The following is a 13,686-nucleotide window of genomic DNA, read 5'->3' on the forward strand; positions in this document are numbered from 1 at the left end:
GTATTGTATTCACTTACCTCCCTGTATCTGATCTGGGCATTTTATGCTGAAGGAAAAAAGAAAAGCGGCAGCGGCATGTTGAATTCTTTCTCGCTGATCTTTACCGGAACGCTGATCGCTATCCAGGTAATGTCTGTTACCGTAGACCTTTCCGGGGTTGAATATGTCTTGCTTTCTGTTGCCTTTGCAGGAATCTCACTTTCCCTGCTGTTCATGAACGACTTGTTAAAAGATTAAGGATTGTACGTTCGTGCTGAATAAAAAACACATCCAGGAAACATTGGTATTGGCTGGTCCGGTGGCATTGAGCCAGCTGGGGCATATCTCTGTGGGCGTTGTTGATACGCTGATGGCCGGACAGATCGATAAAGATGCACTTGCTGCTGCAACCGTTGCATTGAGTGTCTTTTATCCGTTGTTCATGCTGTACATCGGTTTCAGCTATGGCTTTACACCACTGATTTCCCAGGCGCATGGCGAAAACGATGATGTTAAGATCACGCGTATTCTGAAGCATGCATTGGTGTTGAATATTGTCATCGGATTATTCTTAACAGCATTCCTCTGCGCCTGTATTTATGTAATTCCTTATTTAAATCAGCCGGCGCATATTGTAAAACCGGCCATTGAGTTCTTCGCTATTATTGCGTTGTCACTGGTGCCGGTGATCGTATTCCAGGTCTTCAAACAATTCATTGAAGGTTTAGGCAATACCAGACAGGCCATGGTTGTCAGCATTCTGGGAAACCTGGTAAACATTATACTGATTGTATTGCTGGTGTATGGCTGGTACGGTCTGCCTGAATTGGGACTGAACGGCATTGCCTATGCAACGCTTATAGCGCGCTTGTTCATGGCGGTAACCATGCTCTTCTATTTTCTCTTTACGAAAGACTATGCGCATTACCGCAGCCTTTACAAGCAAATAAAAGTAGAGTGGGTACATCTTGCTGAGGTTTTTAAGAAAAGTTATCCCGTAGGGTTACAGATGTCGTTTGAAGCAAGTGCCTTCAGTCTGGCCGCTATTTTTGTAGGCACCTTTGGTACGGCTCAGCTTTCCGCGCACCAGATCGCATTGAACCTGGCCTCGGTTACATACATGATTGCTACCGGTGTAGCAGCTGCAGCAACGGTGCGCGTAGGGTTTGAATACGGCCGGAGAGAAAAGACAGAACTTCAGCTTGCGGGCCGGACGGCAGTGGTTCTTGCTGTTGCATTCATGAGTACAACGGCCTTGATGTTTGCTTTGCTGCATAAGGTATTGCCATCGTTTTATACCAGCGATGCAGAAGTGATCCATATCGCTGGTCTGCTGTTATGGATGGTTGCATTCTTCCAGTTATCCGATGGGGTGCAGGTAGTGAGCATGGGTTCGCTGCGCGGCATGGGCGATGTGGTAATTCCATCCACTGTGGCGTTTACAGCATACTGGGTGCTGGGCCTGCCCTTGGGTTGGTTCCTGGCATTTGTTGCAGGCTGGGAAGTGTATGGCATCTGGGTGGGTTTAACCGTTGGACTTGTATTTGCTTCGATCGTATTGCTGGTACGTTTTTTACGGAAGTCGAAGCAGGTGGTTTTTGAAGAGGAAGAAGGCTTAATGCCTAACGCGTAAGGCTAAATTCCAAATAACAAAAAACAATTCGCCGCGGCGAACCAAACGGGTATAGTTTCGATATTAAAAATGAATATATCTGTACCTTAAAGGTGTTATAAATATGAAAAAGAAAACCATTGTTATTTTCATTATTGTTATTCAGTTTTTAGTGATTGTTTTCCTTTCTGTATTTGCCATGCTGAAAATGGTGGAAGGAGATAAGCAGATGGAGTTGGCACAAAAATCTTATAAGGAAGCTCAGAACCAGGCTGTTTTACTACAGCAAAAAATACAGCAATTAAGAGAATGCCAGGGAAAAGAAATTAAATAATTCATTTTTATATAAAGGATCAACAGGCTATTCTTTTTGCCTCTTCATATATTCATGACAGGGTAGCGCCTGTGCTTTTTTATATGGGACAGCTATTTTTAATTCGGCGAAAGCCGCATCTTTTTCCTCGCCACACACATCAATGTTAACGCACTTTCGGCAGCCAATGGATTCCGGCCCGAAAGGATGTTGCCAACAATGTACTGCAGCGAAGCTTTTCCCATTTTCCCTTTAAAGATAGATTTGCCTTCTGTATGGTTATGTGGAAATACAGCAACATCAAATCCGCAGGCATATAACACATCAAAAAATAAATCCGTTGTTACACCATCTCCGGGTTTATGATGGATCTCACTTTTGAGAGCCCATTCCTGTTGCGCCTGTTCTTTATGAAAACTATGTCCAATCCATTTATAAATATACAATCTCAGGTTCCATAATAGTTTTGCCAGACCTTTATAGTTCCATGCGCTGTATTGAGGATCATGATCTGTTATCAGAATTCCGCCAGGTTTAACCAATCGTGCAGCTTCCTTTAAGACAGATTTCATATTTTCACAGTGATGTAATGCGGCATTTAAGACTACCATATCTGCAAACCCGGATATGAAAGGGAGTTTATGCGCATCTGCCAATACAGGAATATAACCTTGTTCAGCTGCCAGCTTAAGTGAAGTCGGCGCAACATCCACCCCAATCAGTATTTCAGGATTTCCCTGTAACGTAGCGTGAATATTACCCGGGCCGCAGCCAATATCCACTACAATTTTATCTGTCCATGTGCCTGAGGCTTGTTGCCAGCGGTCTTTGAAGCAAATATCTCTATGGCAATAATCCAGATATTCTTTGGCCCATTCCGGATGATTGAAGTAATATGCATTGGATTTAATGGCATCGCTTTCTTCAAACTGAAATTCCAGGTAGCCCTTCTCTGTTGTATAAGGAGCCGAAGGCTGAATAAAATCATATATCGTTTTCATAGGGGGTAAAAATTGGTGTATATATAATATAAGAAAAAACATTGCCGTTATGAAACGATACTTATCAAGATTGAATTGGAGACCACCATTTTTTGACATATGAAAAATAATTGTAGTTCGATCTTATAATTATTAAAAAGAACGATTGGATTATGTAACAGATTCTGATACATTTTTTTAAATATTGTTTGACACACTTAAACGTATGTATTATGAAAAATAACCTGAGCTATGATTTTTCTGTAGATAAGAAAAATAATGTCATTATTATTAAACGAGAATTCGCTGCCGACCAGCAATTGGTTTGGGATGCATTTACAAAAAGAGAAATCCTTGACCAATGGTGGGCGCCTAAACCCTGGCAGGCTAAAACAAAGTCGATGGATTTGAAAACCGGCGGCCATTGGCTGTATGCCATGGTCGGTCCGAATGGTGAAGAACATTGGTCGCGTACCAGCTATACTGAAGTGCAGCCACCGAAGCGGTTTGCCGGAGATGATGGTTTTACGGATTCAGAAGGAAACATCAACAAAGATATGCCTCAATCGAAGTGGGATGTAACGTTTACCGGACAAGAGGAGCGTACACTTGTTGAGTTTCATATTTCGTATCCTGATACCCGGCAATTAGAAGATACGATTAAAATGGGCTTTAAAGAAGGCATTACTATGACCATGAATTCATTGGATGAATTACTTCCTACTTTGCAGCAGAAAAAAGTATCGTATTGATTGATGTAAGAAATGTATCAAGAGAAGGCTTATTAACAATAATAAGCCTTCTCTTTGTGTTTTCAGGAATTCATGTAACAATAAGTCAAAAACCGCTTCGTTTTTATTACGTTAAATATGTTAGGCTTTTTATAAAGAATAACCTGATGAAACGAATACACTTTCTTCTCGCAGCAATCATTCTTCTGACAGGATCTCTGGCAGCATTCACCATGCATAAAAACCAGGAGCAGGAGTTTATATCTTACACCGTTGATCCTGCTAAGCAGGATTTAAAGTTGTATTGGAAAAATGACCAGGGCAACATTTTAAAAAGTATTCAGAACCTGAAAACGTTTGTTGAAAGCAAGGACTCTGCACTTATTTTTGCTATGAATGCAGGCATGTATAAAGAAGACAATACACCACTGGGACTTTTTATTCAGCATTCAAAAACACTTGTGCCTGTTAATAATGCTGCCGGTCACGGAAATTTTTACTTAAAACCGAATGGAATCTTTTACATTACAACAGATCGCAAGGCGCTTGTTTGTAAAACAGAAAACTTCACAAATACCGGCAATGTTGCATTTGCAACACAGTCGGGGCCAATGCTGCTGATTGACGGGCAGATTCATCCGGCATTTGTAAAAGGCTCTACCAACCTGAACTTCAGGAATGGTGTAGGTATCCTGCCCAATGGCAAAGCGCTTTTTGCGATGTCAACCAGGGAAATAAATTTTTATGATTTTGCCGCTTATTTTCAAAAATCGGGTTGTACAAATGCCTTATATCTCGATGGCTTTGTATCACGCACATATCTGCCTGAAAAACGCTGGATTCAAACAGACGGCAATTTTGGTGCAATGATTGGCGTGACAGAAAAAATGAAGAAGCAGTGATCCGTTTCGCGATTTTTATTTAGCACTTCTCACAAGTTGCACGTCAGCAACGGTTACGGCAGGAGCCTTGTTGCCAAAGTTTGATCGCACGTAAGTTAAAACATGAGCAATTTCCTGGTCTGTTAAGAATGCATGCGAAGGCATGGGATTCCGGTATGTTTGTCCGTTTATAGTTAATGGTGTGTTCAGACCTTTCAACAGCACGTTGATCAATCGTGTTTTATCACCCAATACCCATTCTGTTTTTACAAGAGGAGGATTGAGGCCTGGTACACCGTAGCCATCGGCCTGGTGGCAGGTTAAGCAATAAGTGTCGTAGATCACTTTGCCCGGATGCGTGCCAGCATCCTTTTTCAAAGTAACGGTTTCCGCATTCAGACTTTGCAGGCAGATGACACACACCGGACAAAGGATAAGCAGCGCAATTATTTTTTTCATAATTTATTTTGAATGATATATCCGGTAGATAGTTCCCGCAACAGAATCTGAAATGTAAAGTGAGCCATCCGGACCTTCAGCCAAACCCATTGGTCTGTGTTTAGCGTCGTTCGGACTTGCTATTTCTTTGCCGCCTGCAAACCCTTCTGCAAAAACCTCCCAGGTGCCTGTTGGCTTACCATCTTTCATTGGTACAAAGGCAACAAAGTAGCCGCCTTGCTTTAGCGGCGCGCGGTTCCATGAGCCATGGAAAGCAATGAAAACGCCATTCTTATATCTTTCAGGAAACATGTTGCCATGGTAGAAAAGTAAATCATTCGGAGCCCAGTGTCCGGGGAACGCCATGATCGGCTTTTGTGTGGTATCGCATCTGCCGGTTATTTGTCCATTGCCGCCATATTCAGGGGATAATAATTTTTTGTTTTGCAGATGATCGAAATAGCAGTAAGGCCAGCCGTAATCGCCACCTTTGGTGATAAGAAATAGTTCTTCCGAAGGGAGTTCAGCATTTTGCTCATTGGTATAAAATTCTGGATATAACGTATTCAATTGGTCGCGTCCATGGGGCAAGGCATATAAGTGTTTGCTTGTCACGTCCCAGTCCATCGCTACACAATTGCGCAGACCGGAGGCGTAGCGTATACCATCAGATTGTTTTTGATTTAATTTGTCTGCATCAAACTGCCAGATCCCGCCGTAATTTTCCAGCAGCGGACAAGGATCCATACCTTTTGATCCTTTCGTACGGTCAGCTTCCTGACAAGCATTGGAAGGTGCGCCGATATTCACATACAGCTTTCCGTTTTCATCAATTACAATGTTTTTTGAACCGTGCTGCGGATTGAAGGGCAGGCCATTCACAATGGTATCTGATTTCTTTTCATCAATTCCATTGGCAGTAAGTGTGTATCTGAATACAACAGAATCGGAAGATGCATATACATAGTTTTTATAAAGGGCTATTCCTGTACCGGTGAAATCACCATAAGATTTTATTACATCTGCTTTGCCATCTCCGGTTGTATCCTTTACCAATACGATCCCTTTGCCCTCAATATTCAGCTCATTCATTCGAACATAAATGGTGCCCTGCTTATCTACAGCAATATGACGGGCGCGCCCAAGTGAAGGAACAACAGTTACTACGTTGAAACCCTTCTGAACAACAATACTTTTTTTAGCATCAGGTATTAGTGTTTGCGCCTGACTTTGAAGACTTATGAAAAGGGTTAAGACGAATAATTTGAGCAGGTATGGTATACGCATACGATTTATGTGTAGTGTTTGAACTATTGAAGATACTAATTTCCTGAAAATAAAACCTAAACATGTCAGTCTTACTATTCTGTATTGGATAATAATTGTTTTATCCTTGAATTTCATACGATAAGATTTCTTATTTTTGAGATATGCAGAAGCCGATCATCCGTATTCTATTTTTTTCAATTCTGTTTTTGTATTGCAGATCAATAGCACTTGCGCAGATTGATACAACCCTTTTTCATGAAGACAGTCTTATTGTATTTCATAGCTTCAGTTTAAAACAATCACCGGCATCAGTCGATTCAATAAAGCCAACAGAACATCAGCCATCTTTTACATTGCTTCCGGGATTGAATACACTGCCAGGTGTACGCATGGAAGAGCGTTCGCCTGGCAGCTACCGCTTATCAATCCGTGGTAGTTTGTTACGCAGCCCGTTTGGCGTAAGAAATGTGAAAGTGTACTTCGATGATTTTCTTTTGACAGATGCCGGAGGTAATACTTACTTAAACTCTTTGGATGCCGCTGCGATCAGCAGCATGGAAATCTGGAAAGGTCCTTACGGAAGTTTGTATGGTGCCAATACGGGCGGAGTGGCACGCTTGCGTTCGTATGAACAGAATGATACCAGCCAGTTGAAAGTGTCAGCTACCGGCGGTTCTTATGGATTGTTTCATCAAAACATTCATCTGCAGCAGAAATGGAAGAAACAATATTTGACTATCAACCAGGCATACCAGCGCTCAGATGGCTATAGAGCGCAGAGTGCCCTGAAACGCCAGTTTTACCAGGCTTCGTATTATGCTGATTATCATAAAAACAAACGCATTAAAGCGCTGGCCTTTTATTCAGATCTGAATTACCTGACACCCGGCGGATTAACATTGCAAGAGTATCTGTCAAATCCGGCAGCTGCACGGCCTGCGAGCGGAGCGATGCCCGGTGCTGAACAGCAGCAGGCGCGAATTGCAAATCGTACCTTATACGGAGGTATTGGACATGAAGCACGTTTAGGGAAATATTTCCGCCATGTGATCACTGTTTTTACGACAAAGACTGATCTGGAAAATCCCGCAATCACCAATTATGAAATCCGGAAGGAATCTACTTATGGCACACGTACCTATCTGGAAGCTTCGGTTAACACCAATCACAGGTTTTTATGGAACTGGAACGCGGGAGTAGAATGGCAGAAAACAACATCCGCTATTTCGAATTACAGGAACGATGCGGGAACAAAAGATACATTGCTTGCTGATACGGATTTACATGCGCGGCAGTATTTCATGTTTACACAATTTTCCGCAACAATTTTCAGCCGTATTATGGTCGAAGCAGGACTGAGTCTGAACCAATATAAATACAGGTATCGTTCTCCGCAGCTGCAGCAAGGCTGGACCGACCAGTCATTTGCATATCAGTTGATGCCGCGTATTGCTGTTTCGTATAAACTGCGTGAGCAGCTTTTATGGCGTGCTTCAGTAAGCAAAGGTTATTCTCCGCCAACCATTGCAGAGGTGCGGCCAAACGACAATATTGTGCATACAGATTTACAACCGGAGTATGGCTGGAATTACGAAACAGGATTGCGTTTTGAGAACAAGCGTCTGCGGGCCGATGCAGCCGTATTTTATTATGCGCTGCAGCAGGCAATCGTTAGCCGTACAGATATAAACAACAACCAGTATTTCGTGAATGCCGGCGGTACCAGCCAGCCCGGACTTGAAACGCAGTTGACCTACCAGTTGCTTCTACGCAGGAGTCATGGTCTGGTGCGGGCAGTTGAATGTAAAAATAGTATAACCTGGTATGTATTTTCGTTCACAGATTACAGCATGGGGCAGGCAAATTATTCCGGCAACCGTTTAACCGGTGTGCCGCGCACAGTTGTTGTAAGCAGTTTGTTCATGCGTTTTGCGAAAGGTGTCTACTGGTATATGCAATACAATTACACCGGTAAAATTCCTTTGAATGATGCGAATACAGCTTATGCGGATGCGTATCATCTGCTGCAATCAAAACTGGGAATAGATATGACTTTTAAAAATATGCTGCTGGGTATATTTGCCGGAGCAGACAATCTGCTGAACCGGCAATACAGCCTGGGAGACGACCTGAATGCTTTTGGGGGGCGCTATTACAATGCAGCTCCTCTACGGAATTATTATGCCGGAATGACTTTTATGTTTTAAAAATTTTTCCTGGATGAATCTTAATATAATATTTTGGAGGAGACAATGTATTGTATAGATATTCAAGGGGTAAAACATACTCCTCAGCAAGGGTTGATATAATGGATTGAATTTTTAAATCGTCAGCTATAAATTCTGCAACGAATCATCTGAATGATGTAACAAAAAAAATGCAGGTCTCTATAATTTAAGGCTGTATTTATTAAGCAGCAGAAATTATGAAGTTATTTAATGTAATCGCATTTTCAGGAAGTTTGCGAAAAGAATCGTATACAACAAAACTGGTAAAAGCATTTCAGAAATATGCACCGGCTTCGATAGCACTGAACATGATTGATATATCAGATCTTCCATTTATCAATCAGGATCTGGAAGCGGACCTGCCGCAATCTGTAAAGGATTTACATGAAGCCATACGTAAGGCCGATGCGGTGCTATTCGCCACACCTGAATACAATCGATCTTATTCACCGGTAGTTAAAAACGCCATCGACTGGGGCTCCCGGCCGCAGGGTAATAATTTATGGGATGGAAAACCCGCCGCGGTTATTGGTTGTTCGCCTTATAGTCTTGGTGGTTTCGGAGCCGTAAATCATCTGCGCCAGGTAATGATGTATGTAAATCTTGCTCCCATGCAGCAGCCGGAATTTTATCTCAGCGGCGCGGCAGAGGTATTAGGAGAAGGTGGTGAAGTATCTGATGAAGAAACTAAAAAACATATTGCGGAGTTTTGGAAAGCATTTGATATCTGGATCAAGAAGAATAAATATGCGCATGCAGAAAGTTAAGGCACGTTTGTTCACCATGGTCTGTGTGTCACAGACCATAGTGAAGAAGGTAGAAAAAAAGATTTACTAACCCGGTTTATCAGTCAATAGAAATTACAAATTTCTGTTATCTGGGTTCGCGATTGCAAATCGCGAACAGCTGGTAAGCTTACATTTCAACCTTAATACAAAACATGAAACTATGAAAACACAGATCACAACCAGAGACATCGTACTTGAATTCATTCATGCATTGAATGCAGAAGATTTCAAAACAGCGAAACAATGGCTCAATGACACATTTACTTTTGCCGGCCCCATGGGCGTACGTGCAGGTGCAGATGTGTATATGACTGATATGGAAAAAATGAAATTAAAATATACGGTTGAACAAACCTTTGAAGAAGGCAATGATGTATGCGTTATTTATGCGATTGATATGGGGGGTAAAACCATAACCGCATCCGGGTTATATCATCTTGAAAATAGTAAGCTGAGTTCGTTACGTGTGTTCTTTGATCCCCGGCCGCTCTTGTAAAATTGTGCTGCTGCTGTTTTTTTAATCGGAAGGAATTATCCTGAATGCTGCCGTTGCTTAGACAGGTAATCCGGATGAATGTGTTTATAATTGCCCAACTGCCTCATTTTTAATTCATTTCGTGACCGCCTTCCAGAGTTCATTATTACCTATAAAATGCTTAATTTTGAGGTTCTATAATCATACGAAAGACATGCAATTGAGTGAACAAGAACTGGTGCGCCGCCAGGAACGCGAAGAGTTAATGAAAATGGGTATAGAACCATACCCGGCTGAACTTTTCCCTGTAAATGTTTCAACAAAAGATATTCATCAGAATTACGAAAAGACAAAGACGGATTATAAAGACATTTCCATTGCCGGCCGTGTGATGAGCCGCCGCATCATGGGTAATGCTTCGTTCGTTGAAATCCAGGATTCAAGCGGAAGGATTCAGGCATACTTCAGAAGAGATGACCTTTGTCCGGATGAAGATAAAACTCAATACAACACTGTATTCAAGAAGCTGGTAGGTATCGGCGATATCATCGGTATTCATGGTTATGTGTTCACGACACAGACAGGTGAGATCACCATTCATGTTACTTCCTTTAAGATTTTAACAAAAGCGCTGCGTCCGCTGCCAATGCCTAAAGAAGCAGTAGACGAGAACGGCGAGAAAAAAATATTTGATGCGTTCACCGATCCGGAGCAGCGTTACCGCATGCGCTATGTCGATCTGATCGTGAATCCGCATGTGCGTGATGCATTCATCAAACGTACGCGCCTGGTAAATACCATGCGTGATTACCTGAACAACAAAGGTTACCTGGAAGTGGAGACACCGATCCTGCAGCCTTTGTACGGCGGTGCTGCCGCACGTCCGTTCAAGACACACCACAATACCCTGGACATGCCGTTGTATCTGCGTATTGCAAATGAGCTTTACCTGAAACGTCTGATCGTAGGCGGTTTTGATGGTGTGTACGAATTCTCCAAAGATTTCCGCAACGAAGGGATGTCGCGTTTCCATAACCCGGAGTTTACGCAGGTAGAGTTGTATGTAGCATACAAAGATTACTACTGGATGATGAACCTGGTGGAAGAGATGGTTGAGAAAGTTGCGATCGCATTGCACGGAACAACAGAAGTGCAGGTAGGACAACATGTGATCAGCTTCCAGCGTCCGTGGAAACGTTTCACGATGTTTGAAGCGATCGAACATTATACAGGTATTGATATCAGTAAAATGGGTGAAGTGCAGTTGCGCGCTACCTGTAAATCATTGAACATTGAAGTAGATGATTCCATGGGTTCAGGTAAGCTGATCGATGAGATCTTCGGCGCGAAGTGCGAGCCTTTATTGATCCAGCCGACATTCATTACGGATTATCCGGTGGAGATGTCTCCGCTGGCGAAGAAGCACAGAGACAAACCAGGTCTGGTGGAACGCTTTGAAGCGATCTGTAACGGTAAAGAAATCTGTAATTCATTCTCTGAACTGAACGATCCGATCGACCAACGTCAGCGTTTTGAAGAGCAACTGGAACTAGGAAAAAGAGGGGACAGCGAAAGCATGGTGCTTGACGAAGATTTCCTTCGTGCACTTGAATATGGTATGCCACCTACAGCAGGCCTTGGTATTGGTATTGACCGTCTGGCGATGGTTATGACGAACTCTGCATCCATCCAGGATGTCCTGTTCTTCCCGCAAATGCGTCCGGAAGTGGGTACACAGGGAGCGTCTTCAGGAGGTTTTGAAGGTGTTGAGATCCGTGAAGAGCTGATTCCGTTGATTGAGAAATTAGGTATTTCTACGGTAGATCAATTGAAGAAAGCGAATCCGAATAAATTATTCAACGACCTGTGCGGACTGCGTAAAAAAATGAAGCTTGAAATCTCAAACCCTACAGCTGATGAGGTGAAGGGGTGGCTTGCCTAAGACGAAGGCTTAGCAAATTCCAAATAACAAATTCGCCGCGGCGAACAAATTCCAAACGGATTAAAATAAAGAGGTTGTATTCTTAACAAGATACAACCTCTTTATATTTTCAATATTCCATAGTCATGTTTTCTCTGTTTGGAATTTGTGTTTTTTGTTATTTGGAATTTCATTCTACTCCGGTACCAGCACGTACTCATAGTGTGTCATCACATTTCTTTTTCCGAAGCGCAGGCGGTTAGGCCTGATCTCATATACGTAATCAACTTCAGGGATATTACTTTCCGGATCCACTTTTACGATCTCGCTCGCGTCTTCATTGATCCACGTTTGAAACTTCTGTGTGCTATTCGGGCGTATCCATTCGGCTGTGCTGTCGTGGTTGATTTTAATTCTCAGGTTCTGAAATTTTCCATCATTCACTACAAGCTTACCATTCTGGTAATAGCGCAGGACCTTCCAGGTCTGGTAGAAATTTTCTTTATTTTTATCTGTATAATTATGACCCGTATCAATAGAGAAAAAGATACCGATAAACAGGAAGAGCAGGAACAGAAACCCGATCAGCATAATAATCCTGAAACGTAATAATTTCTCTATATACGGATGCTGTTGTTTACTCATATTCAAAAGAAATGAATTTACCTGTTTAAACAGAAAATATTATAGTAATTTTGAAGCCAGTTAAATAGCTATACGGAAACGAATTAAGAATGTTAACAATGGTTAAAAGAGATAGCTGTATTTGTTATCACAAGTTAACATTAAAAGGCACTTTAAGAAATTAATCCAGATGAAAATATTAACACCAGACCATTTTTCAGATTATGAAATGATTGATTCAGGGAACTATAAAAAGCTGGAGCGTTTTGGCGCTTTTGTTCTGTCCCGCCCTGAACCACAGGCTGTTTGGGATCCTGAGTTGTCTGAACAGGAATGGAAAAACCGCGCCCAGGCTGAGTTTGTGCGTGATAAAGCCAATCCTGAAAAAGGTGTTTGGAGCCTGAAAAGCAGTATGAAGGAGCAGTGGTTTGTAAAGTATAAATTCAATAATCTGAATTTGAAATTTCGTTTGGGGCTTTCTTCTTTCAAGCATGTAGGCTTGTTTCCGGAGCAGGCGCCAAACTGGAATTATATTTTTGAAAAGGTTTCGGCGATGAAAACCGAGAAACCGAAAGTGCTCAATCTGTTTGCGTATACCGGCGGCGCGTCAATCGCAGCAAAGGCGGCAGGTGCGGAAGTGGTGCACGTGGATTCCGTGAAGCAGGTGATCAGCTGGGCGCGTGAAAACATGGATGCCAGCGAACTTACAGACATCCGTTGGGTAGTGGAAGATGCGTTGAAGTTTGTAAAACGTGAAGTGAAACGCGGCAATAAATACAATGGTATTATCCTCGATCCTCCCGCATACGGCCGCGGACCCGACGGCGAGAAGTGGATCATTGAAGAGCACCTGAATGAAATTCTGAAATTGTGCGCAGAGCTGCTGGATCCGAAAGAACATTTTTATATCCTGAATTTATATGCGATCGGTTTTTCAGCGGTAATCGTAGAGACCTTGATTCACCGCGTCTACGGAGATGTGAAGAACCTGGAGATCGGAGAGCTGGTGGTAGAAGACTCGTTTAAGAAAAAGCTACCGCTGAGTATTTACGGCAGGTTTAGTTCAGTAGATAGTAAGCAGTAGACAGTTGCTGGCGCAAGCATTCGCTTGTGCCTGTCTTTAACCTTATTTTTGCTTTGTGTCTCTGCTGTTGTTTTGTGCGACCCCGCTGGGGTCGAGTTGAGATTTTATATCATGTCCTATAAAGCTGTGACCCCGCTGGGGTCATTTCTCACCAGTAAAGAGTCGATACAAACATTTTTTAAGATGTCATTCAAACAATCTCATTTATAATTCGCATGAAAAAGTGTTAGTCATGACCCCAGCGGGGTCAAAGGTTTATAATAAAAGTGCTTCTCATTTCTACGACCCCAGCGGGGTCGCACATAAAAACCTCGGCTTTTGTTGGTGTTTCTGTCTGTGCAAAGTAATGTTAGTGAAATTGGT

The 13,686-nt window shown here is 42.5% G+C and carries 14 protein-coding genes; 10 read left to right on the top strand and 4 right to left on the bottom strand.

Features of this window, described 5'->3' with window-relative positions:
• The 3 genes from ACTHJT_RS17795 to ACTHJT_RS17805 all read left to right on the top strand — a co-directional run.
• A partial coding sequence (locus tag ACTHJT_RS17795; protein WP_440240721.1) for a hypothetical protein occupies positions 1–237 on the top strand: 237 nt, incomplete at its 5' end.
• Positions 238–250: 13 nt separating this feature from the next.
• Complete coding sequence (locus ACTHJT_RS17800; protein ID WP_440240723.1) at positions 251–1,612, top strand: MATE family efflux transporter; 1,362 nt, start codon at positions 251–253, stop codon at positions 1,610–1,612.
• 103 nt (positions 1,613–1,715) lie between these two features.
• Positions 1,716–1,925 carry a hypothetical protein gene (locus tag ACTHJT_RS17805; RefSeq protein WP_440240725.1) on the top strand — a complete coding sequence of 70 codons (210 nt, stop codon included), beginning with the start codon at positions 1,716–1,718 and terminating at the stop codon, positions 1,923–1,925.
• A gap of 98 nt (positions 1,926–2,023) precedes the next feature.
• On the opposite strand, the gene ACTHJT_RS17810 is transcribed toward ACTHJT_RS17805, so the two are convergent.
• Positions 2,024–2,905: a class I SAM-dependent methyltransferase gene (locus ACTHJT_RS17810; protein ID WP_440240727.1), complete on the bottom strand. Its 882-nt coding sequence runs from the start codon at positions 2,903–2,905 to the stop codon at positions 2,024–2,026.
• A 212-nt stretch (positions 2,906–3,117) separates the two neighbouring features.
• Between ACTHJT_RS17810 and ACTHJT_RS17815 the strand changes: the two genes are divergently transcribed.
• The gene (locus tag ACTHJT_RS17815) at positions 3,118–3,636 is read left to right on the top strand and encodes an SRPBCC family protein (RefSeq protein ID WP_440240729.1); all 519 of its coding nucleotides are present in this window, start codon (positions 3,118–3,120) and stop codon (positions 3,634–3,636) included.
• A gap of 146 nt (positions 3,637–3,782) precedes the next feature.
• Positions 3,783–4,517 (top strand): phosphodiester glycosidase family protein, encoded by a 735-nt coding sequence (locus tag ACTHJT_RS17820; protein WP_440240731.1) that lies wholly within the window; start codon positions 3,783–3,785, stop codon positions 4,515–4,517.
• 15 nt (positions 4,518–4,532) lie between these two features.
• On the opposite strand, the gene ACTHJT_RS17825 is transcribed toward ACTHJT_RS17820, so the two are convergent.
• Both ACTHJT_RS17825 and ACTHJT_RS17830 read right to left on the bottom strand, forming a co-directional pair.
• Positions 4,533–4,955, bottom strand: coding sequence for a c-type cytochrome (locus ACTHJT_RS17825; RefSeq protein WP_440240733.1), 423 nt, complete (start codon positions 4,953–4,955; stop codon positions 4,533–4,535).
• 3 nt (positions 4,956–4,958) lie between these two features.
• Complete coding sequence (locus ACTHJT_RS17830; protein WP_440240735.1) at positions 4,959–6,221, bottom strand: PQQ-dependent sugar dehydrogenase; 1,263 nt, start codon at positions 6,219–6,221, stop codon at positions 4,959–4,961.
• Between the two features lie 143 nt (positions 6,222–6,364).
• Between ACTHJT_RS17830 and ACTHJT_RS17835 the strand changes: the two genes are divergently transcribed.
• From ACTHJT_RS17835 to lysS, 4 genes are all read left to right on the top strand, one after another.
• A complete protein-coding gene (locus tag ACTHJT_RS17835) occupies positions 6,365–8,410 on the top strand; it encodes a TonB-dependent receptor (protein ID WP_440240737.1) in 2,046 nt (681 codons plus the stop codon).
• 218 nt (positions 8,411–8,628) lie between these two features.
• On the top strand, positions 8,629–9,198 hold the full coding sequence (locus ACTHJT_RS17840; RefSeq protein WP_440240739.1) for an NADPH-dependent FMN reductase: 570 nt from the start codon (positions 8,629–8,631) through the stop codon (positions 9,196–9,198).
• Positions 9,199–9,379: 181 nt separating this feature from the next.
• Positions 9,380–9,715, top strand: a complete 336-nt coding sequence (locus ACTHJT_RS17845; protein WP_440240741.1) for a nuclear transport factor 2 family protein — start codon at positions 9,380–9,382, stop codon at positions 9,713–9,715.
• A 193-nt stretch (positions 9,716–9,908) separates the two neighbouring features.
• The gene (gene lysS / locus ACTHJT_RS17850) at positions 9,909–11,636 is read left to right on the top strand and encodes a lysine--tRNA ligase (RefSeq protein ID WP_440240747.1); all 1,728 of its coding nucleotides are present in this window, start codon (positions 9,909–9,911) and stop codon (positions 11,634–11,636) included.
• 174 nt (positions 11,637–11,810) lie between these two features.
• Here lysS and ACTHJT_RS17855 read toward each other — a convergent pair whose 3' ends face one another.
• Entirely contained in the window at positions 11,811–12,260 is a 450-nt protein-coding gene (locus ACTHJT_RS17855; protein WP_440240743.1) for a hypothetical protein, read from the bottom strand.
• Positions 12,261–12,429: 169 nt separating this feature from the next.
• Here ACTHJT_RS17855 and ACTHJT_RS17860 point away from each other — a divergent pair, with 169 nt between their 5' ends.
• Entirely contained in the window at positions 12,430–13,323 is an 894-nt protein-coding gene (locus ACTHJT_RS17860) for a class I SAM-dependent methyltransferase (protein ID WP_440240745.1), read from the top strand.
• Positions 13,324–13,686: the final 363 nt, after the last annotated feature.

Origin of the sequence: Cytophaga sp. (genome assembly GCF_051961495.1) — a bacterium.
Classification (GTDB): Bacteria; Bacteroidota; Bacteroidia; order Cytophagales; family Cytophagaceae; genus Cytophaga.

Bases quoted from the DNA above. Each gene is read 5' to 3' on its own strand.
- ACTHJT_RS17805 (WP_440240725.1), top strand. From the start codon at position 1,716: ATGAAAAAGAAAACCATTGTTATTTTCATTATTGTTATTCAGTTTTTA.
- ACTHJT_RS17810 (WP_440240727.1), bottom strand. From the start codon at position 2,905: ATGAAAACGATATATGATTTTATTCAGCCTTCGGCTCCTTATACAACA.
- ACTHJT_RS17815 (WP_440240729.1), top strand. From the start codon at position 3,118: ATGAAAAATAACCTGAGCTATGATTTTTCTGTAGATAAGAAAAATAAT.
- ACTHJT_RS17820 (WP_440240731.1), top strand. From the start codon at position 3,783: ATGAAACGAATACACTTTCTTCTCGCAGCAATCATTCTTCTGACAGGA.
- ACTHJT_RS17825 (WP_440240733.1), bottom strand. From the start codon at position 4,955: ATGAAAAAAATAATTGCGCTGCTTATCCTTTGTCCGGTGTGTGTCATC.
- ACTHJT_RS17830 (WP_440240735.1), bottom strand. From the start codon at position 6,221: ATGCGTATACCATACCTGCTCAAATTATTCGTCTTAACCCTTTTCATA.
- ACTHJT_RS17835 (WP_440240737.1), top strand. From the start codon at position 6,365: ATGCAGAAGCCGATCATCCGTATTCTATTTTTTTCAATTCTGTTTTTG.
- ACTHJT_RS17840 (WP_440240739.1), top strand. From the start codon at position 8,629: ATGAAGTTATTTAATGTAATCGCATTTTCAGGAAGTTTGCGAAAAGAA.
- ACTHJT_RS17845 (WP_440240741.1), top strand. From the start codon at position 9,380: ATGAAAACACAGATCACAACCAGAGACATCGTACTTGAATTCATTCAT.
- lysS (WP_440240747.1), top strand. From the start codon at position 9,909: ATGCAATTGAGTGAACAAGAACTGGTGCGCCGCCAGGAACGCGAAGAG.
- ACTHJT_RS17855 (WP_440240743.1), bottom strand. From the start codon at position 12,260: ATGAGTAAACAACAGCATCCGTATATAGAGAAATTATTACGTTTCAGG.
- ACTHJT_RS17860 (WP_440240745.1), top strand. From the start codon at position 12,430: ATGAAAATATTAACACCAGACCATTTTTCAGATTATGAAATGATTGAT.